The organism is Levilactobacillus cerevisiae (assembly GCF_003946245.1).
Classification (GTDB): Bacteria; Bacillota; Bacilli; order Lactobacillales; family Lactobacillaceae; genus Levilactobacillus; species Levilactobacillus cerevisiae.
In genome coordinates this window covers 113,212-132,068 of sequence record NZ_RHNN01000006.1, presented here as the reverse complement: position 1 = coordinate 132,068, position 18,857 = coordinate 113,212, and the positions used below count along the sequence as shown (strand labels likewise).

Here is an 18,857-nt window from a genome sequence, read left to right as displayed (position 1 = left end):
ATAACCTTCCCACGCTTTCTTAGGTCGTAACGGGAGGGTTATTATTGTTCGTTGCTGGCCACGTTTCTTCAACTGAAGCCAGGGAGGGTGGTCGTGCTGGTACGCGGCGGCCCTTTTTGATTGGCTTAAGTCTACCATGCTCTGTGGAAATTAGCATGCGGAAGCTATTATAAATTTCGTTATTTCAGCTTTACATCTAACACCGTCGTCACAGCCATGGTAGCTCTGGTTAAATCGTTCTGCCCTATTTGCTGAATCGCTAAACTGGCAAGGCTAGGCCACGATGATTGGTCAAAAACCGTGTAGGCGTGAGCGAGCCAACCACAAAAAATGGCGCGGAACCGAAGTCCCACACCATTTAGAACCTACCGAGGTATATAGTTAATCAGCTGCCATGAACTTGCCGGCGGTCAGTACGGAAGCCTTAACCCAGCCTTCGTTGCTGATGTAGAGGTAGTTCACATTCTTTTTGTTTTGCTTGATCGTGATCTTCTTAGTTGCGTAGAAGGTCTTGCTTTCAGGTAAGACACCCTTCTTAGCTAACGTTACCTTAGATTGGTCAGCAGCAAATTTGCCAGTGAAGACAGCGGGTTGTGTGCCCTTAAAGTGATATGCCGTCTTCTTGAGGTTGGTTGCCTTTACTAAGGTATAGGTCTTGCTGGTAATCTTGTCGGCAGCCTTAGCAACAGTCTTGCCGTCAGCGGCCATAAATTTACCAGCAGTCAGCTTGGACAATGCAGCCCAGCCTTTAACCTTGCCATTAGCGGTCTTAACGTAAGCGTAGGTGACCTTCTTAGCCTTGGCCGTCTTCGTTGCCTTCGTTTCAACCACAATCTTCTTCGTTGCGTAATACGTCTTTTCCCCTGCTAAAGTGCCCTTCTTAGTCAAGGTCGTTTTAGCTTTATCTGCTGCAAAGCTGGCGCTGTAGAGTGCTGGTGCACCACTCTTAACGTGGAAGGCAGCTTTCTTGATGCTCGTGCTGCTGACCAGCGTTAACGTGGTCTTCTTAGCAGCAGTCTTAGCGGCAGCAAATGCCGTTGTTTCGGCTTGAGCTGGTGCAATTGCACCCAACCCTAAAGGTAAAACCATAGCAGCAGCCGCAGCAATCATTGCAACTTTTTTCATCATAACAATTCCCCCCGTAGATAATATGAATCCATCTCTGAATTCACTAGGTATCATAGCACGCTGAAAAAAAAGTGGCCGGAAAAGTCACTTAAATTCGCAGGGAAATCCCCAAAAATCTAACCCCAAAAGTAAATTAACCGAACTAACGTCAAGGGGTGCAAACTGTGCGGGGATGAACAAGCTAAGAACGCTCTAATGGCAGCGCCTCCAGGAACAGTTACCTGTCAACACCAACGTCACTATTCACTGTTTTTAGCGACGCGATTGGCAACTTTTTGCCGCTAACCGACTGTCAATTACCTACAGCCAGAGATTCTGTTGACAATGTCCTGAAAAACGGTTCTCCCGGGTCGGTGCGTCCTGGCCGCCACTTGCTTAGGCACCACTTTAATTCATGTTGGCTTGATTCAACGGTGTGATAATCCTTAACGACTAGTCATTGACCTACACAGTATCGGCCTGAGTGAGCCAAATTTAGGCTCAGACGTGGAATTTTCCGTGTGGCCTGCTTGGAAAATAGCGACCTTGAACCGCGGCCTGGACGGTTCAAAGCGAGGACCAAGAGCGCTCTTCGGCTGGGATCGTCCCGCCCACAGCGTTCCAGCCCAAATTTTATGAACGGTAAGCCGACAGCTCCCCCTTCGTGACTAGCAAAAAAACAGACCACCATCCCCGCAGTTATCGGGGGATACCAGTCTGTTTCTCAACATTTTTATTGTTTAGCGTTAGTCACCTTAGTAATCTTCTTGGCAATCAGTGACGTGTAGTACCGATTACCATGATTATTCGGGTGGACGTGGTCGCTGACAAACCAACTGCTGTGATTCTGAGCAGTTGCGTACCAATCAATCACGTGAACGTTTTTGTATGACGCAGCGGTCTTGGCAATCCGATTGTTCACGGAATTTTGCCATTCCCGCGTTGGTACGTGGGCAGTCACCCAGAAAATCTGGTGACTGGGGCCGATAGCGTGAACGATTTGATCCGCCTGCGTGGGTGTGATGTACCCGTTCGTCCCAATATTAACCAATACATTTTTGGCTAACTGACCGCGTTGTGCCAGGTTAGAAATGACACCTGGTACCACGCTAGCTTGACGGCCAACTGCACCATCAACGATTGCTCCTGGAAACACCTTTTGTAGGTCTCCCGAGTCATCTAACAGAACCGAATCTCCGACCGCCGTTAACGGCGTTTGTTTACTCGTCATCAGTTCATCAGCCGTTAAGAAGTAGTATTTCGCTGTCTTCTGATTGGCCTTAGACATCTTGGAAAAGGCGACCGCTTTCTCGTGCTTGCGTTTAGAGGCAGCCTTGGCCAATGCCTTTTGCTTCTTCGCCGCCGCTTCATTCTTCGCCTTTGCCGCTGCCGAGCGCGCCGTGATGGTTTGTTGCAGCGCTGTCGGTTTAGCCGCAGCCGGTTGTTGAACGAAGCCCACAGCCGTCAAACCGAACAGAACCGCTGCCACAACGCCGAGGCTATTTGCTAACCGATGTGCTCGTGGCTGTTGCAGATAAGTCGTGATGTCGTTCGTAATTTGACCATAATGGTAGTGGCGCATCGGATTTTCAATCCACCGGTAACTGAGTTCCGTCACCAGCATGATCAGCGCGACTTCAACCAAGGAATTAAACAGGGGGTGATTGCCAATGTTAATCCGTGATTCGTAGAAAATCATCACGGGAAACTGGTAGAGGTAGATGCCGTAACTCCGCTGACCAACGTAACTAAAGACTGGATTTGTCAGAACTCGATTCAAGTCGCTTCCTGGATGAGCGACGGTGGCAACCAGAATACCGGACAGAACCGTGAACCAGAACATGCCGCCGCGATAAGTGCTAGCTGCCTGTCCACTCATGGTAAAGAACATGTAAATTAGGATGAGCAGTGACGCGCCACCCGCCACATCAAGAATTGCGCGGTGGGCGGTCGTCACATTTTCATTGAGTTTGTGCGCTGGCCACAGGAAGGCCATTCCCGTTCCCACTAGGATTGCGAACATCCGGGTGTCGGTCCCATAATAAACCCGGTTGGTATTCGCCGGATCGTACAATAGGGCCATTGCCAACGCTGAGCAAATGGCAATACCAAACAGAACTGCGGCTGCCCGTGCCCGTTTGCGAATAAACCATAACAGGGCTAGGACAACGAACGGCCAAATCAGATAGAACTGACCTTCAATCGACAAGGACCACAGATGTGTAAACGGCGACTCGCCGCTAAACCGGTCGAAGTACGATTGTCCGTGTTTAATTTCAAACCAGTTGTAGCCGTAAATCATGTTGGTCAACACGGTCCCCCGGATGTTAGCCAGAAGATCCCGCTGAAACAACGTAATGTAAGCCGTTGTCCCCACTAGCATCGTCACTAGCGCCGGATACAGTCGTTTCAATCGCCGACCGTAAAACCCAAGCACGTTAATGCTGTGACTTGAATCCCACTCTTGAATCAATAAATAAGTAATCAGGTAGCCAGAGACCACGAAGAAAATCGGGACTCCTAAATAACCGCCCTGTAGCGTCGATGGCGCCAAGTGATAAATGATAACCCCCAAAACGGCTAGCGTCCGAATCCCATCGAATCCGGTTATGTATCGCCGTTTGCCCGCGCGCTGATTGCGGACGAATTCTCGCGTCAGTCGCGTGTAAGATTGTGCCATAGTCATTGCTCCTTATCTTCAAAAAACCAGTAACTGTTAGGACTGGTTATGCTCCCCCAAACAGTGATACTCAAAACTGCGACAATATTATAATTTATGCCATTAATATATTTCACGATAATTTACTTTTCACTTTACGCTATAACACCCGTTCTCCCGAATCAGAGCCAATGTTTTGGTTCAGCCTGACTTTCTCAATTAACCCAATCATATAATGTTTACCCCGCCGAAACAATGGTTTTGCCCCATTTTTCTAAAATGTAAAATTTGACATCTAACCGTGACGTTTCCCGGGTTAAGTTGCTGATCCCTCATCAGTTGACAGGCCTCAGACAGGACACCAACTAAAAGGTGCTATTAATGTTAAGTAAAGCAAATAGTAGCACGAATACCATGAAATATCACCCCTTAATTAATCTAGGGGGGTGCTGTACCCGGTCGCAAGTGACCCCGGATAGCCTTTCGGGGTATTCAAAAAGTTTCTGCCCGCCGGCCCAGGCTTCGTTAGCCAACCTAATCAACTGGCTGGACTAGTCCGCTACAAAACAGCAATAGGGCATTAAAACATCGGCGACGTTGTGTAAATCTGCCGGCTTACCGTTCGCCAAATTTAGGCCGGAACGCTGTGGGTGAGAGTGTGGCAGATGGCGGTTAACTGGCGAGCATTAACGGTGATAACCGAATAATCCTGGGCTTGGATTGTTTGGTTATCAGTGTTAAGCGGAGTCGGTTGCCATCTGACACACGTTTCGGCAACGTAAAGTCGGCGGACCAATTCCCACGGTTGAGCCTAAATTTGGCTCACTCACGCCTACATTGTCTCGGTCAACGACCAAACGTTGATGCCTACTGTGACGGTGTGTTGCAACAATTTAATGGTTAAAACACTATCTTAACCGGAGGAGGACAGAGATGGAGGTAGCTGTGTCGACGGCGTTAGCTGAGTGATTTTCTCAGGTTACGGCGTGGGACGTGTTTGGAGACTGGCGGTCTTGGACAGGCTTCAAACCGAGCCGGAGGACCGTTCCCCAGGCCGCAGGCGGTCCCCACAGCAGGCGGAATCTCTGGCAGCCGCAGGTGGCAATTTTCGACAAATTTAGTGGTCTTAATCTTTGTTAGCTGGACTTATTCCCACCTTTTTGGGCTTGATCTGGCATTTTTAACACTAGAAGTTAACCGCTTACATGGTATACTTAGAGGAACCTACATATTGAAGGAGGAGTTCAGCAATGCCCAACGTCAAACCTTTTACTAAAGAAAATGTCCAAGAATACCCGAAGGTGGAATTGCACTGTCATTTAGACGGCTCACTCTCTCTGGCCGCCCTCCGCAAGATGGCTGCGGTCACCGGCACCGAATTGCCTGCCGACGACGCTGCGCTGCACGACCTGACCACGGCGCCCCTGGAAACCGACAGCCTGATTGACTACCTGAAACGGTTCCAAATCGTGACCGACCTGATGCAGACGACCGAGCAGTTGAAAATTGCCGGCTACGATATGGTCGAGACGGCCGCCAAGGATGGCATCATCTACTTAGAAACGCGCTTCGCCCCCCAGATTTCCACGGCAAAGGGCTTGTCATTGGACGACGTAATCGCGGCGCTGCTGGACGGCCTGCACGCCGGCTCCGCGCACTTCGGCATCCCCGTCAACGCAATTGTCTGTGCCATGCGTGACCGTCCACTGGACGAGTGCATCACCATCTTTGAAACGGCCGCTAAATTTAAGAACCAGGGCGTAGTCGGCTTGGATTTTGCTGGCGACGAATACAACCATCCTGCCTTGGAGCTGGCACCGGCCGTTGAAGCTGGCTTGGCAACTGGCCTACCATTCACCCTGCACGCTGGAGAGGCGGGCCCCGTCGACAACGTTGCGGTGTCCCTGACTTTGGGGGCAAAACGCATCGGTCACGGCGTCCACATGAGCGGCTTCCCAGCCACCATCGCCCAGGCCAAACGCGCTGGCGCCACGATTGAAATGTGCCCAACCAGCAACGTCCAAACCAAGGCCGTCGACGGCTACGCGAATTTCCCCCTGGCCGAGTTCTTGAGCGCCGGCTTGAAGGTCACGCTCAACACGGACGACCGCACTGTTTCCGACGTCACGTTAACCGGCGAGATCATGAAAATGCACGAGGAATTCGGCTTGAACTGGTCCCTACTGGAACGGGTCACGCTGAACGCCATTGACGGCGCCTTCCTCCCCGAAGTTCAAAAGGAACAACTCCGAGCCAAGGTACGGGCAGCGGCAATCGTTACGGCTTAAACTGAATTTTTGCAATTTGCTTGAAGGCTGTGACGATACCTGTCACGGCCTTTTTTTATTACTAAACTAGTGGTTAATTACCACCTGCGGCTGCCAGAGATTCCGGCTGCTATGGGGACCGCCTGCGGCCTGAGGAGCGGTCCTCCGGCTCGGTTTGAAACCTGTCCCAAACCGACAGTCTCCAAACACGTCCCACGCTGTAAACTGAGAAAAATCACTCAGTCAACACCGTTGTCACAGCTGCCTCCACCTCTGGCCTCCTCCGGTTATGACTGTCCTTCAATATAACATTACCGTGACAATCGTTGGATTAGCAAAGTTTGTCTGCCGTAATTGGATACAGTCTACGTAGGCGTGAGTGAGCCAAATTTAGGCTCAGCCGTGGGAATTGGTCCGCTGATTTCACGTTTCCGAAACGTGTGGCAAATGGCAACCGGCTCCGCTTAACACTGATAACCAAACAATCCAGGCCCAGGATTATTCGGTTATCACCGTTAATGCTCACCAGTTAACCGCCATCTGCCACACTCTTACCACAGCGTTCCGGCCTAAATTTGGCGAACGGTAAGCCGGCAGGTTTAGACCGTGTTGCCAATATTCGCGTTATATCTCAACCATGTAGCAGGTTTACGCCGCCAATTTAACAGTCACCGTGGTATACTCTAGGTTAAAGTAATTATCCGCAAGCGACCAATCCAACAGAAAGTGAGGCGGTTAGATGCCGCAAGCCTATCCGTATCAAGACGCCTTCAACCGGCTGCTCAACGACCGGTCAATGGCCGCGGCCACCCGTGACGAATACACCGCCACGCTGACTGACTTCTTCCACTACTTAGAGAACTTCAATCCGACTTACGAGCGCACCCACCAGGTCAACCAGCTCCAAACACAAGACGTCGATCAGTATTTGAGCATGCTGCTGACCGCGCGGCAAATTCAAAATCAGACCTACAACAAGATTCTGTCCCACCTCAACATCTACTTCAAGTTTCTCTTCTCTCACGGGTGGACACCCTACCTGCCGACGCTGGACCTAAAAAGCAAGCCCAAGCAAGCGCCGCAACCCCTGAATTACCGGTGGGTGGACGACCTGGACGCGTTACTGGCAGATGGCCGGCTACACGTTTACACCCGGCTGACCCTCCTGCTGGTCGCCCAAGGCTACCCGGTTCAGAGCTTCCTCAAGCCCGGCGTGACGGCAAAATTAGCCCCCGCGACCTGGCCCGCAGCCGTCCAACCCTTTCTCCAAACGTTTCAGGAATTCATCACGCCGCTTCAACAGCGTTTTGCCTGCGACGATTGGTTTCTAAAGCAACGTGCCGCGGCGGATCCCCACCTGACACTGCCGGGCCTCCACAAGTATTTGAAGCCAGACGAAGCCCTCGTCGGCTTTGCGCTCAGCCCCACTGTCCTCTATCAAGGTTACTTAGTTAACTATCTCCGCCGGCACCCGCAAAAGACTGACAGTGAGGTGATTGCGGCCCTGAACCTCCCCCCTGACTCCATCGACTACTACCGCCGATTAAGCCAGCGCGCTGATTAATTCATGCATTTTTCGATTAACCCTCTTATAATAGATGTAACACAAGTAAATCGATTTTTGGGGGAATCATTATGCGAAAAAAGTGGTGGCTACTCGGTGGCTGTATTGCCTTGGTAGCCTTAATTATCGGCACCGTCACGCTCACGCAAATGCGGAAGACCAACGTTCGGACGGCGCCAGCAACGGAAAATGATGTGGTTCAAGACGACGTGTCTGCGACCGAGATCAAAACGACGAAGGCCTGGGTGAAGTTAAAACACCCGCTGAAGTTACCGATTCTCATGTATCACAGCATTTCTAGCGGCAACCAACTCTGCGTGCCGAAGAAGCAGGCGGTAGCGGAGCTGACTTATTTGAAACGCCATCATTATCAGACATTGACCACGGCCCAGGCCATTCGGGCGCTCACAACCAACACTGTGCCCCAGAAGAAGGTCGTCTGGATTACGCTGGACGACGCCTACCAGGACAATCGTAAGCTGTTACCGACGCTCAAAAAATATCGGCAACACGTTACCATCAACGCGATTACGGGCTTCACGCACAAGTCAAACCACTTGTCGTTAGCGCAAATGCGATCAATGAAGGCCACTGGTCGCGTGGATTTTGCTAGCCATACCGTGCAACACTTAGACCTCAACGCTTTGACGGCCGCTCAGCAGAAACAGGAATTGCTGGCGTCGAAGCAGTGGCTCGACACCAACCTCAAGCAGGACACGCAGATGGTCTGTTATCCAGCTGGGCGGGCCAACAAGACCACCCACAAGTTAGCGAAAAAGGCCGGCTACAAGCTGGCACTGACGACCCAGGAGGGCTTCGCCAAGCTCTCAGAGGGGCGCTATAACCTCTCCCGGCTACGGGTCGAACCCGGAATCAGTACGGCCACGTTTGCGGATTTGATTGCGGTCACGAACTCTTAACTATTTAGGACTAAGTGCTGGCGTCAAAAACCGTTATATTCCTAATCAAAGGCGGTTAAACCAGTCGAAATGTAAGCGCACCCATTGCTAGTTTCCCGGGATCGGCGTACAATGAAGTTAGTTAAAACGTGCACAAGGAGGTCAGCATTATGGGGAGCTTAGCCACATTATTAACCTGGTCCGCAATGATTGTTTTGATTGGTGCCGAAATTGTTCGGGGCATCTTCATGTTCCGTGGGTAAATTAACCGTTTCGTGAAAATTGAATGGTAAAGGCGCTTGAATTTTTTCAAGCGCCTTTTTGCGTGACTCTAAGTTTGTTTGATAAACCTGGCTTACTGTCACCTGATGCCCTGTCAATCGCTCTTAAAAAAATCGTCAAAAAAACGAGACTGTAAACCAGCCTCGCCATTAAACACCGCACTTACGGTAGCGGATCTCCAATTTTGCCAGTCACAATGACTGTTTCTCTATTCCCTAAGATACAGGAAAAGGCAACCAACGTAAACAAACTTAGCCTTTATTTTTAAATTTATAACGAAACCCGCCTACCAAGCAACTGGCCCGTCACTGTTACTAAACGTTCCCGTCGCCAGGTTCGTAAAGTCCGTGGCCAATTCAACCGTTCGAGCAACACCGGCCGCCACGGGATTAGCGCCCATCTTCTGCGCCATCTCGGGGGTGACCCCACCAAAGTGCGTCGCAACCATCCCCGGATCAATAGCGTTCACGGTCACCGGTAGCCCTGCGCGCTGAAGCTCCTTGGCCAGCTGAACGGTAAACATGTTGGCCGCCGCCTTAGCCGACTGGTACCCGACCGCAATCGCCCGTGATACGGCGGATTCGGGGTTCAACGCCTCGGTCAACGACCCCATCATACTGGAAATGTTGATGATTTTGGCTTGCTCCGCCAGTTTGAGTAACGGCAACAGCTTTTGCGTGACGTCAATCAGGCCAAAATAATTCAGGTCAAAATCCGCGCGAAGCTTAGACTGATCGACCTCGGAGGGCAGCTGTCTGGCATCAAAAACGGCCCCGGCGTTGTTGATTAAAACCGTTAAATAGCCATAAGTCTGCTTGATTTCTGCGGCGGCTTGGCTGACCGAATCCGGATTCGTCACGTCCAACGCCACAGCCGTCACGTCTAAGTTCTCTTGCTGCAGCGTTGCGGCCGCGGCTTGCCCCTTGGCTAAATCGCGCGCTCCCAGCAGGACTTGCTGCCCGTGCTGTGCTAACTCCCGGACGATTTCTAAGCCCATCCCCCGATTGCCACCAGTGACTAACGTGATAATTTTTTGATTTACCATACCAAATAACCTCTTTCTTGAAACTTTTAGTATGGCCATCCTATCACGCTGGTGTTACACTAGCGCAAGCCAAAAAGTTAAAAGAGGAGCTATCAAAATGAAAACCATCAAAGAAGTCGCTCACCAATTCAATGTCACCTACGACGCCCTGCGCTACTATGAAAAGGAGGGACTCCTAGCGCCAATTCAGCGTGACGCCCAGGGCCGTCGTGAATATAGCACCGCTGATTTAGATGCCCTCACCAAAATCGTTCATTTACGCGCGTTAGGAGCTTCGATTGCTGACATCAAGGCATTCTCGGCACTTTTCCAGCAAGCTGATATCACCCCAGAGTCCTACGACACCGGGATTGCGTTCCTGCAAGACCTGGACCACCAACTCGGCCAAAGAATCGCAGCCATTGCGTTGCAAAAGGATTTCCTGACGAAAAAGATTGCGCGGCTGCAAGCAGAGAAGGCGCGGCTGAGTTCTACGAGTGAGCAAACTGACTAATTCACTGCCAACTTCAGGTGAGTTCAATCTCACCCATCTGTCATGATTCCTCCGATTGAAAACGTCCTCACTCCAGCCTCTTTCGTGACGAAGAAGGCTGGAGTGAGGACGTTTTTATTTAAAACAACTGCAATGGGTACGTTAAATAATATCGTGCGTACCCGTCCTTAACAAGAGCAATGTCAGCTCGGTCGTTCCTGTAATTTGATACAAGAGTAACCAATTTCGTTCAAGGTGAAGTTCGTAAATTCCTGCTTTGTCTCCCTTTAATGTGTGCAGGTGATAATCCTTTTGCAAGGTCAACTGATCTTCCATTTAAATAATTTGAATCACTCTGCGCAATTTCGTCAGATCATAATGTTTTTTGGCTAATTTCTTAATATTTCGATCAAATATCGTTCGCAAATATCGTTGTTGTCTCTACGTGATCAAGCATTCTCTTTAGCTTCCAAATCTTTCAAGTACTGGTCAAACTCAGAAAATGAATAGCGGTTTGTTTCACCTGCTCTAGCTTGCTTAAGTGCGAGCTCTAGTTCTTCATCCCTTGGATTTTCAACAAGTTGAAAGGGTAAGCCCTTTTCTTTGACCACTCGAGCAATAAAAATATTGAGTAAATTAGGCAAGTCGGTTCCCAGATTATTTGCAATTTCTTGCGCGGCAATTTTACGTTCATGATCAACCTGAATAGTTAACCGGTCCTTAGCTGAGGTATCCATCAAATCATCTCCACTTCATTTAACGTTATTTTAACACTAAATGTCACGAATTTTCAATAATTATATACTATTCGCTCTTTTTTACAACGATCATCACATTTTCATATATTATCTACGCTCTCAATCATTCCCCGTTTTAGTCTTCAACCACCAATCCCGCTGTTCCCCTATCCCCCGCCCACTAACTACGGTAAACTAGAGAAGCACGCACCATCCCTCAGCCATACATAAAAGGAGTTCACCTATGCTTTTAGTCGCCTTATTTGGTACCCTGACCGCGTTGGGCATGACCGTTCTGGCCTGCATCCAACGCCCCAACCGCTGGCAGTTACTCGTCAGCACTTACGTTATCTTTTACTTAGTTGCGCTGGGCATCGTTTTCAGCTCACTCCCCAGCAAAACGCCAGCCAGCCTAATCAGCATGAATTTGATTTACGGCATCCTTTACCTGCCCCTACTATTAATCAGTAGTCCGCAGCCCAAAGTCGAAGTCGAGCGCAAAGGAAAACGCCCGCGCAACCTCTTTGAGGAACGCTTCAACTTCCGCCTGCCCCGCATTAATTTTGGTACCAAGCTTGCGGCTGGCGTCCTAGCACTCTTGGTCGTCCTCGGTCTGTTTGGCTCCTTACAAACGCGTTTTGGCGTCAAGGCCGTCTACAATTCTTTACGCATCAAGACGGTTGAAACCGCGCCACTGCTGGACAAGAACGCCACGCCCATCGCCATTTCACCCAAGACTGTGCGTAACAAGATGAACAAGGCCATGAGCACGGTGCCCAACACGTCTTACTACAAGCTGGGCGACCTCCAGACTCAGGTCGTCAAGGGCAAGACCGTCTACATTGCGCCGGTCGAGTTCGACGGTTTCTGGCGCTGGCAACGGGCGCGCAACACGCCGGGCTACTTTATCATCGACGCGACCAACGTCAACGCCGAACCGCGTTTCGTGAAGCAGTCCATGAAATACACCCCGAGCGCCTACCTGTTCGACGACGCACAACGGGTCATCTATAACCGTTTCCCCAGCTGGGTGCAGGAAGGCCAACCCCAACTCGAAGTCAACGATCAGGGTGAACCCTTCTTCATCCAAACCGTCTACAAAGCCCGCGGTGTCTCAAGACGGATCAACTACCGTAGCCTCCACGTGGTCGTGTTAAACGCCAAGACCGGCGCCACCAAGCTGTACACGGCGGCCGGTGCCCCCGCATTTATTAATGAATCGATTGCCTCGTCAACCGCTGCGGAAATGAATGAGATTTTCGGCCGCTACGGCAATGGCTTCTTTAACGCCTACTTTAACAAGACCGGCGTCAAGCTGCCCAACGACAACGGGACCGAAGACGGCGTGACACCCGTCGCTGATAAAAACGGTAATATTTCCTACTTCAACGACTTCACCTCGCCCAAGACCAGCGCCGATTCGACCATGGGTTACTCCATGATCAACGCGCGGACCGGGACGCTGACTTACTACACCGGAAAAAATATCGGGGTCATGGACAGTACCGGGGCCAAGAAGATTGCCGAGAAGGAATACGTTGCCCAGAAATGGTCGGCCACGATGCCCATTATGTACAACATTGATGGCACGCCGACCTGGATTGTTTCCCTGCTCGATTCCACTGGTGCCTTCCGTAGCTACGCCTACATCAAGGCGGCCGACCAAAGCGTGAAGGCCTACGCCACCACGGCCGCCCAGGCGTTGGACCAGTACCGCGTGCAACTCGCCGCGGCGGGATCCACTGCCAGTTCCACGGCCACGAAATTGACCAAGGTCAGCGGTATCGTCTCCCGGGTTGCCATCGTGCCCAACGGTAGTAGCCAGAGCGTTCTGTTCGCCATCAAGGGCAACGATTACCTCTGGTCGGTCGGCACGGGCGATTACCCGAAGGCCGCGCTACTCGAGGCCGGCGACGAAGTGAAATTAACCGCCAACGTCAACAAGCAGGCTAAGACCGGGGCTGTGCAGTCGTTTACGAATAAGACGTTTAAGTAAGCCCTCAGATTTGCTTAACGCCGTCAGAGCATATTTGTGGTACAACGTAGGCTTAATGTGTTACAGTTCTGTATGAGGTGATGTGTTATGTCTAAAAATACGACACTAACTATTCGATTAAATCAAGACGTTAAGGACCACGCTGCTAAGGTCGTTTCTGGCATGGGCCTCGACTTAAGCACCGCCGTTAATATGTTTTTGGTTGAAGTCGGGAAAACGAATAAACTTCCCTTCACACCAACGGGGCCTGAATTTCCCGACATTTGGAACGATGATCCAAAAGATATCGCTGACTTCAACAAAAGCATCGGATTAGCCGACGACGGGAGAAATTATGGTAAAGAAAATACCGATTAGACAGGGACACCTGTACTGGGTAGACTGCGAACCACATGCCGGCCATGAAGAAGGTGGCCATAACCAACAGACTGGTAACATTCGTCGACCTGTCGTTGTTGTGTCTAATGACACCTACAACAGAGAGGGTATGTCCATCGTATTTCCAATTACATCTAAACGACTACGTAGTCGTTATCTTTTACCAATCCTCGCCAAACGGCCATCAAGCATCATACTATCGCAAATATTGGGCTACGATATGCTTGCGAGAAACGCTTCAGAACTTGACGCCACCATTTCGACTGAACAGCTTGAATATTTGAAAAAAATCGTTGTTAAAATGTTGTAAAAAAATTGTCGTGCCCAAGATACTCGGGTACGACAATTTTCTGGTATCCTGTTTACCGTTGATAATTCATCTCATCAGCCTTGAGCGGGCCCACCAATTCGTGTGGCAGGTACGGTTCTTCTAAGTAGTGCACATCTTCAGCGCTCAGCTGTAGGTCCAGCGCCTTGATTGCTCCGATTAAATGACTGCCCTTCGTGGCGCCAATGATGGGGGCCGTCACGGTTGGCTTCTGCAGTAACCAGGCCAACGCCACCTGGACGCGGTCCACGCCGTATTTGTCAGCTACCTCACCAACCCGTTGAATGATGGGCAGGTCCAGTTGCTTACTGTCGTCGTACTTGGAACGAGCGACCTTGTCCGTTTCGTAACGCTTGGTCTCGCCCGCCCAATCCCGGGTCAACCGACCGGAAGCCAATGGACTGTACGGGGTCACCGCAATGTTCTGGTCCGCACACAGCGGCAACATTTCCCGTTCCTCTTCGCGGTACAACAGGTTCAAATGGTTCTGCATGGAAACAAACTTGGTCCAGCCGTGTTTTTCTGCCACGGCCTGGGCCTTTTCAAATTGCCAGGCAAACATCGCCGACGCCCCGATGTAGCGCGCCTTACCCGACTTTACCACGTCATGCAGGGCTTCCATGGTCTCCTCAATTGGCGTGTTGTAATCCCACCGGTGAATAATGTAGAGGTCGACGTAATCTGTCTGGAGGCGTTCCAAGCTCTGATCAATCTGTGACAAAATGGCCTTGCGGGAAAGGCCGGCCAAATTGGGCCCCTGCTCCGGCGTGAAGAAAACCTTGGTAGCGAGCACGATCTTATCCCGGTCCGCCAGCTTGTTCAGTGCCCGACCAACGAAGCGTTCGCTGTCGCCATGGGAGTAAATATTGGCGGTGTCAAAAAAGTTGATGCCCGCATCGAGCGCCTGCTGAATGACCGCCGTGCTCTGTTCTTCGTCGACCGCCCAGGGAAACATCCCCGTCGACGCGTCGCCAAAGCCCATCGTGCCCAAGCATAAACGGGACACGTCCAACCCTGTATTGCCTAATTTTGTGTAATCCATCGTTAACCGTCCTTTGTTCGTTCGCGTCTACGTTATCCGCGACGCTGATAGGCTAAATTCCCCTGATTGACCAACGTATCGCCAACCAGAACCGTTGCCTGGGCCGCTTGAATCATGGCCTGACTCTCACGCTGGTACTGTTGAAACGCCGGCGTTTGGCAATGGTGCTCATAAGCCGCGGCGTCCTGGTAAATTTCAACCACGTTCCACTGCCGCGAATCCGCCGTTGACCGGCCAACGTTTAGCGCCAAGAGTCCCGGCTCGTTGGCCACTGCCGGCTGTAAGGTCGCCAACACCAATTGCTGATACGCCGCCGCCTGATCTGGCTGAAGCGTTAGCGTCGTCAGTTGGACAAATTGATCGTGGCCGTCCGCCAGTCGCAGGGGTGTCGGCTGTTCTGCCAGCAAGACCGGCGTCAGTTCCAACACCATTTGGTCGGTCACGGCATCCTTTGCGACCGCGCGGAACGCCGCAAACTGGGGCGACTTCGCGTGGACCTCATAGCTACTCTGGTCACGGTAAAGCTCCACGACCCAATTGTCCAATCCCGCCGCGTCCACGTGACCCATGTACATGGCCAGCGTCCCGGGTTCATTTTGAATCGACGTCAACAGGTTGCGTTGGCCCACCGCCAAGCAGCTGTCGCGCTGCTCCTCGGCGACGGTTAAATTAATTGCTCGAAAAAGAGGGGTTGTTGCCATCCTAATCAATCTCCTTCATGCGTTTCGGTTAGGCCAATGGCGGCAACGTCTTGATGACGCGGGCCGGAACACCGCCGACCACTGTGTTGTCCGGCACATCCTTCGTGACGACCGCGCCAGCGCCAACCACCACGTTATTGCCAATGTGCACGCCGCCAATGACGGTCACGTTGCCACCAATCCAGACGTCGTTGCCAATGGTGATGGGCTTGGTCGTGGTCACCAGATAACGAGTGCCATCTGGCCGCACGCCAAAGCGCTGGGTCGCATCCAACGCATGGCCCCCGCAGTAGAGTTTAACGTCCGGGGCAATGATGACCCGGTCGCCCAATGTGATGCGATTCGAATCTTGAAACGTACAATTGCCGTTGATGAACACGTCGTCGCCCACTGAGATGTGGCTGCCATAGACGGCACTGAACGCACCGTTAATGACCAGCCGTTGACCGACCTTCCCGAAAAATGCCTGCAAGGCCGCCGCGCGCCGTTCACTGGCTGGCTGCTGATTAATCACGGCCAGTAGGTCCTTGCCACGGGCAATCATCGTCTGAAGCGCCGGGTCGCGGTAATCGTAGGGCTCGCCCGCTAATAATTTGTCATGTTCCGTCATCATGTTGTGCGCCCTCATTTCTGTTGTAACGCCTGCCAATTGCCACTGAGAATACCGGCTTTCACTTGCGGCGACACGGCCATGTCGTTGACGGCTTGTTCAATCACCGCGGTTGGACCCACGGGGGGAATCCCGAACGGTGAGTCGGTGCCGAACAACACGTGGTCACTGCCAAAGAAGTCTACGGCCAAGGCCAACGCCTGGGGATTGCCGAGAATTGCGGTATCCACGTAAAACTTTTGGAAATCCGCGTAGTTTTCGGCGGACTGAATGTACTTGATGCGCTGACTAAAGTACGGGACCATCGCTCCGGCATGGTGCACAATAATTTTTAAGCCAGGGTATTTGCGGAAATATTTGGCCGCCACGATGTCGTTCATGGCCTGCGTCAGCTCGTACTCCCAGCTGAAAGTCAATTTGTTGTCGGTCTTGTGCGTGTCGAAGACGGGATGTAGCCAAACGGGCGCCCCAATTTCCGCCAGCTTGGCAAAGATCGGTTCGTAAGCCGCGACGGTAATTGGTTGGCCGAGCGCCTGCGTGAACAGTTGGACACCCACCAACGCATCGCTACCCACCACCTGCTCGTCAATCAACCGTAGCGCAGCCGGCACATTATTCATGGGCAACATCGCCACCCCGGCTGGGAAAATGTCCCGGTTGGCTCGCACCATTTCAGCCAATTCATCATTCGCTTCCCGGCACAACTCGGCTGCTTGCTCCGGTTCCACGAAGTCCTCGGGATTGAGATTGACCGCCGAAATAATCTGTTGGTGGTCAGCGGGAAGTGCCGCTTTGTGCTGCTCAATGTCCGTTAAGAGGTCGTTTTTCATATAAGGAAACTGATCCATAATTTGCGGATGAATGACTGCCATTCGTGCCAAAAATTTCGGTGGTAAGACGTGGGCAAAGACATCAATGACTGTCATTTGCTGCCCTCCTAGTACCAACTCGGCTTATCACCGGCGGTACCGGCCTTGTCCAGGCCCACGCTCACGTTCTCATAAGTGCTGGGGTCGCTGATCACTTTAAAGGCAAAGTCGGCCACACTCTGGCGAGAAACCTCGGTCCCCTTAAAACCATCGGCCACCGTCTCAACTTCGTAATCGACCTCATCGTTATCGGTCAACCAGGCTGGCCGAATTTCGGTGAAGGTTAGTCCAGACTTTTCAACCAAGTCACTGGTTTTGCGGAAAGCTGGCAGGTAGGCGCCAATCATCTGTTCGTTCCACTCGCCGAATTTGCCAGTGACTTCGTTATGCGCGCCCAGTGAGCTGATGTAGATCAGTCGTTGCTTGCCCGTCTGTTGCATGGCGTCAACCACGCTTTGGGTCTGGGCGTCCAGGTCCTCTCCACCCAAGTTCGAGTAAACAATATCCGCGTCTGCCATGGCGTGGGCGACCACCGCCGTATCGTGGACGTCACCGTCAACCAAGGTCACCCGGGGATTGCTGGCAAGCGGTAAGAGCCGCGAAGCCTTGCGCAAGAAGAGGGTCAAGGTCACATCCGTTTCGTTTAACAAACGGGTCGTTAAAATTTGTGCCATGGCACCGTGAGCGCCAAGAATCATTACGTTTGTCATTAAAATTCCTCCTAAAATAATGCAGGTTCAGCGCTACAATCGCACAGGAACTGCATGACTCGTAATTTTATATCGTTTTTATCTTACCTTATTTAAGCCATTGGTGCTTCCCAGGAGCCTTTGGTATCAACGTTGGCGGCCGCTGCTAAATCCTCTAATTGACTGATTTCAGCAGCGCTCAACGTTAAGCCCATCGCCTTGGCTTCGCTCGGAATATACTTGGCCTTGGTGACGCCAATGATGGGCGTGGTGCCCTTGGTAATCGCGTAAGCCGTCGCTACCTCAGCCGCCGAGGCGTTTTGCCGTGCTCCAATTTCCTTCAGGCCAGCGGTTAACGCACTCACTTGTGGCAGCACCTGGTTGTAGATTTGACCACGCATGCTGTCGGCTGGGAGTGGATTGTCCACGCTGTACCGGCCGCTCAACAGGCCCTGTTCCAGCACCATGTAGGCAAAGAACGTCATGTCATGTTCGCGACAATAGTCAATGATGCCGGCTTCTTCAGATGACCGGTATAACAGGCTGAAATGGTTCTGAACGGCGGAAATCTGAATGCCGGCCTCACCCAGAATCTCGTTGGCTCGCTTGATCTGCGCGAGGTTGTGGTTGGAGACGCCCACCCGCTTGATTTGGCCACTCTTAACCAATGGAATCAGTTGGGGCGTCCATTTTTCCACGTCACCGGGGTTGTGAATCCAATAGATGTCGATGTAATCCGTGTGCAACCGTTTCAAACTGCCCGCGAGCATGTCCGCTACCTCGTGGTCACTGTCGCCCGCGGCCATCTGGGGCGTGAACTTCGTGGAGAGCTGGTAACTGTCACGGGGATAGTCCTGGAGCAGCTCACCAAGTTTGTCTTCGGAAGCCCCGGACCCGTAAGCGTAGGCCGTGTCCCACAGCGTTAATCCGGCAGCCATCGCATCGGCCACGACTGGCTTTAAGTCCGCAGCGGTCAAATGATTGCCAAAGACTTGGCCGTCCGGTGTGTCGCCCCAAGCCCAGGCACCTAACGCAATTTTCGGTTGATTTGTCAGTGTCATTTGATGATCTCCTTCGTTCATTTAATTTGTTGCCATTATCATACGGTTGTTGCCACACAATGTAAAATGCTTAGTCTTCATGCCGTGCCATTCAGTTCCTGTATACCTAGGGGATGCTCTGCGTCGACCACCCGAGGCATGCTTTCGGCCC

At 51.8% G+C, this 18,857-nt stretch carries 18 protein-coding genes; 7 read left to right on the top strand and 11 right to left on the bottom strand.

The window, feature by feature from the left end:
• Nucleotides 1-381 precede the first annotated feature (381 nt).
• Entirely contained in the window at nucleotides 382-1,128 is a 747-nt protein-coding gene (locus EKM99_RS04085) for a hypothetical protein (protein WP_125581205.1), read from the bottom strand.
• Nucleotides 1,129-1,840: 712 nt separating this feature from the next.
• Nucleotides 1,841-3,787, bottom strand: coding sequence for an acyltransferase family protein (locus EKM99_RS04080; protein WP_125581203.1), 1,947 nt, complete (start codon nucleotides 3,785-3,787; stop codon nucleotides 1,841-1,843).
• Nucleotides 3,788-5,016: 1,229 nt separating this feature from the next.
• Between EKM99_RS04080 and add the strand changes: the two genes are divergently transcribed.
• From add to EKM99_RS04065, 3 genes are all read left to right on the top strand, one after another.
• Nucleotides 5,017-6,054 carry an adenosine deaminase gene (gene add / locus EKM99_RS04075; protein WP_125581201.1) on the top strand — a complete coding sequence of 346 codons (1,038 nt, stop codon included), beginning with the start codon at nucleotides 5,017-5,019 and terminating at the stop codon, nucleotides 6,052-6,054.
• Nucleotides 6,055-6,772: 718 nt separating this feature from the next.
• On the top strand, nucleotides 6,773-7,597 hold the full coding sequence (locus tag EKM99_RS04070; protein WP_125581199.1) for a site-specific integrase: 825 nt from the start codon (nucleotides 6,773-6,775) through the stop codon (nucleotides 7,595-7,597).
• A 71-nt stretch (nucleotides 7,598-7,668) separates the two neighbouring features.
• Nucleotides 7,669-8,517 (top strand): polysaccharide deacetylase family protein, encoded by an 849-nt coding sequence (locus EKM99_RS04065; protein ID WP_125581197.1) that lies wholly within the window; start codon nucleotides 7,669-7,671, stop codon nucleotides 8,515-8,517.
• A 547-nt stretch (nucleotides 8,518-9,064) separates the two neighbouring features.
• On the opposite strand, the gene EKM99_RS04060 is transcribed toward EKM99_RS04065, so the two are convergent.
• Nucleotides 9,065-9,823, bottom strand: a complete 759-nt coding sequence (locus EKM99_RS04060) for an SDR family NAD(P)-dependent oxidoreductase (protein ID WP_125581195.1) — start codon at nucleotides 9,821-9,823, stop codon at nucleotides 9,065-9,067.
• A 97-nt stretch (nucleotides 9,824-9,920) separates the two neighbouring features.
• Here EKM99_RS04060 and EKM99_RS04055 point away from each other — a divergent pair, with 97 nt between their 5' ends.
• The gene (locus tag EKM99_RS04055) at nucleotides 9,921-10,316 is read left to right on the top strand and encodes a MerR family transcriptional regulator (protein WP_164511513.1); all 396 of its coding nucleotides are present in this window, start codon (nucleotides 9,921-9,923) and stop codon (nucleotides 10,314-10,316) included.
• A gap of 141 nt (nucleotides 10,317-10,457) precedes the next feature.
• Here EKM99_RS04055 and EKM99_RS16140 read toward each other — a convergent pair whose 3' ends face one another.
• Together EKM99_RS16140 and EKM99_RS04045 are read right to left on the bottom strand one after the other, a co-directional pair.
• Nucleotides 10,458-10,631, bottom strand: a complete 174-nt coding sequence (locus EKM99_RS16140) for a type II toxin-antitoxin system mRNA interferase toxin, RelE/StbE family (RefSeq protein ID WP_125581191.1) — start codon at nucleotides 10,629-10,631, stop codon at nucleotides 10,458-10,460.
• A gap of 113 nt (nucleotides 10,632-10,744) precedes the next feature.
• The gene (locus EKM99_RS04045; RefSeq protein WP_125581190.1) at nucleotides 10,745-11,032 is read right to left on the bottom strand and encodes a type II toxin-antitoxin system RelB/DinJ family antitoxin; all 288 of its coding nucleotides are present in this window, start codon (nucleotides 11,030-11,032) and stop codon (nucleotides 10,745-10,747) included.
• 244 nt (nucleotides 11,033-11,276) lie between these two features.
• On the opposite strand from EKM99_RS04045, the gene EKM99_RS04040 reads away from it, so the two are divergent.
• From EKM99_RS04040 to EKM99_RS04030, 3 genes are all read left to right on the top strand, one after another.
• Complete coding sequence (locus tag EKM99_RS04040; protein ID WP_125581188.1) at nucleotides 11,277-13,028, top strand: hypothetical protein; 1,752 nt, start codon at nucleotides 11,277-11,279, stop codon at nucleotides 13,026-13,028.
• Nucleotides 13,029-13,115: 87 nt separating this feature from the next.
• Complete coding sequence (locus EKM99_RS04035; protein WP_125581186.1) at nucleotides 13,116-13,385, top strand: type II toxin-antitoxin system RelB/DinJ family antitoxin; 270 nt, start codon at nucleotides 13,116-13,118, stop codon at nucleotides 13,383-13,385.
• The gene (locus tag EKM99_RS04030; protein WP_125581184.1) at nucleotides 13,363-13,716 is read left to right on the top strand and encodes a type II toxin-antitoxin system PemK/MazF family toxin; all 354 of its coding nucleotides are present in this window, start codon (nucleotides 13,363-13,365) and stop codon (nucleotides 13,714-13,716) included. Before EKM99_RS04035 ends, EKM99_RS04030 begins: the two co-directional genes overlap by 23 nt.
• A 52-nt stretch (nucleotides 13,717-13,768) precedes the next feature.
• Here the strand turns inward: EKM99_RS04030 and EKM99_RS04025 are convergent, their stop codons facing one another.
• The 6 genes from EKM99_RS04025 to EKM99_RS04000 form a co-directional block, all read right to left on the bottom strand.
• Nucleotides 13,769-14,776 (bottom strand): aldo/keto reductase, encoded by a 1,008-nt coding sequence (locus EKM99_RS04025; protein ID WP_125581182.1) that lies wholly within the window; start codon nucleotides 14,774-14,776, stop codon nucleotides 13,769-13,771.
• Between the two features lie 32 nt (nucleotides 14,777-14,808).
• Nucleotides 14,809-15,477 carry an antibiotic biosynthesis monooxygenase gene (locus tag EKM99_RS04020; RefSeq protein ID WP_125581180.1) on the bottom strand — a complete coding sequence of 223 codons (669 nt, stop codon included), beginning with the start codon at nucleotides 15,475-15,477 and terminating at the stop codon, nucleotides 14,809-14,811.
• A 28-nt stretch (nucleotides 15,478-15,505) separates the two neighbouring features.
• Entirely contained in the window at nucleotides 15,506-16,090 is a 585-nt protein-coding gene (locus tag EKM99_RS04015; RefSeq protein ID WP_225419778.1) for a DapH/DapD/GlmU-related protein, read from the bottom strand.
• An 11-nt stretch (nucleotides 16,091-16,101) separates the two neighbouring features.
• Complete coding sequence (locus EKM99_RS04010; protein ID WP_125581178.1) at nucleotides 16,102-17,013, bottom strand: amidohydrolase family protein; 912 nt, start codon at nucleotides 17,011-17,013, stop codon at nucleotides 16,102-16,104.
• Nucleotides 17,014-17,024: 11 nt separating this feature from the next.
• Nucleotides 17,025-17,666, bottom strand: coding sequence for an NAD(P)H-binding protein (locus EKM99_RS04005; RefSeq protein ID WP_125581176.1), 642 nt, complete (start codon nucleotides 17,664-17,666; stop codon nucleotides 17,025-17,027).
• Nucleotides 17,667-17,758: 92 nt separating this feature from the next.
• Nucleotides 17,759-18,706 carry an aldo/keto reductase gene (locus tag EKM99_RS04000; protein WP_225419777.1) on the bottom strand — a complete coding sequence of 316 codons (948 nt, stop codon included), beginning with the start codon at nucleotides 18,704-18,706 and terminating at the stop codon, nucleotides 17,759-17,761.
• Between the last annotated feature and the right edge of the window lie 151 nt (nucleotides 18,707-18,857).

Coding starts and splice junctions, on each gene's coding strand:
- EKM99_RS04000 (WP_225419777.1), bottom strand. CDS start 18,706: ATGACACTGACAAATCAACCGAAAATTGCGTTAGGTGCCTGGGCTTGG.
- EKM99_RS04080 (WP_125581203.1), bottom strand. CDS start 3,787: ATGGCACAATCTTACACGCGACTGACGCGAGAATTCGTCCGCAATCAG.
- EKM99_RS04015 (WP_225419778.1), bottom strand. CDS start 16,090: ATGATGACGGAACATGACAAATTATTAGCGGGCGAGCCCTACGATTAC.
- EKM99_RS04030 (WP_125581184.1), top strand. CDS start 13,363: ATGGTAAAGAAAATACCGATTAGACAGGGACACCTGTACTGGGTAGAC.
- EKM99_RS04065 (WP_125581197.1), top strand. CDS start 7,669: ATGCGAAAAAAGTGGTGGCTACTCGGTGGCTGTATTGCCTTGGTAGCC.
- EKM99_RS16140 (WP_125581191.1), bottom strand. CDS start 10,631: ATGGAAGATCAGTTGACCTTGCAAAAGGATTATCACCTGCACACATTA.
- add (WP_125581201.1), top strand. CDS start 5,017: ATGCCCAACGTCAAACCTTTTACTAAAGAAAATGTCCAAGAATACCCG.
- EKM99_RS04040 (WP_125581188.1), top strand. CDS start 11,277: ATGCTTTTAGTCGCCTTATTTGGTACCCTGACCGCGTTGGGCATGACC.
- EKM99_RS04085 (WP_125581205.1), bottom strand. CDS start 1,128: ATGATGAAAAAAGTTGCAATGATTGCTGCGGCTGCTGCTATGGTTTTA.
- EKM99_RS04005 (WP_125581176.1), bottom strand. CDS start 17,666: ATGACAAACGTAATGATTCTTGGCGCTCACGGTGCCATGGCACAAATT.
- EKM99_RS04035 (WP_125581186.1), top strand. CDS start 13,116: ATGTCTAAAAATACGACACTAACTATTCGATTAAATCAAGACGTTAAG.
- EKM99_RS04025 (WP_125581182.1), bottom strand. CDS start 14,776: ATGGATTACACAAAATTAGGCAATACAGGGTTGGACGTGTCCCGTTTA.
- EKM99_RS04070 (WP_125581199.1), top strand. CDS start 6,773: ATGCCGCAAGCCTATCCGTATCAAGACGCCTTCAACCGGCTGCTCAAC.
- EKM99_RS04055 (WP_164511513.1), top strand. CDS start 9,921: ATGAAAACCATCAAAGAAGTCGCTCACCAATTCAATGTCACCTACGAC.
- EKM99_RS04045 (WP_125581190.1), bottom strand. CDS start 11,032: ATGGATACCTCAGCTAAGGACCGGTTAACTATTCAGGTTGATCATGAA.
- EKM99_RS04060 (WP_125581195.1), bottom strand. CDS start 9,823: ATGGTAAATCAAAAAATTATCACGTTAGTCACTGGTGGCAATCGGGGG.
- EKM99_RS04020 (WP_125581180.1), bottom strand. CDS start 15,477: ATGGCAACAACCCCTCTTTTTCGAGCAATTAATTTAACCGTCGCCGAG.
- EKM99_RS04010 (WP_125581178.1), bottom strand. CDS start 17,013: ATGACAGTCATTGATGTCTTTGCCCACGTCTTACCACCGAAATTTTTG.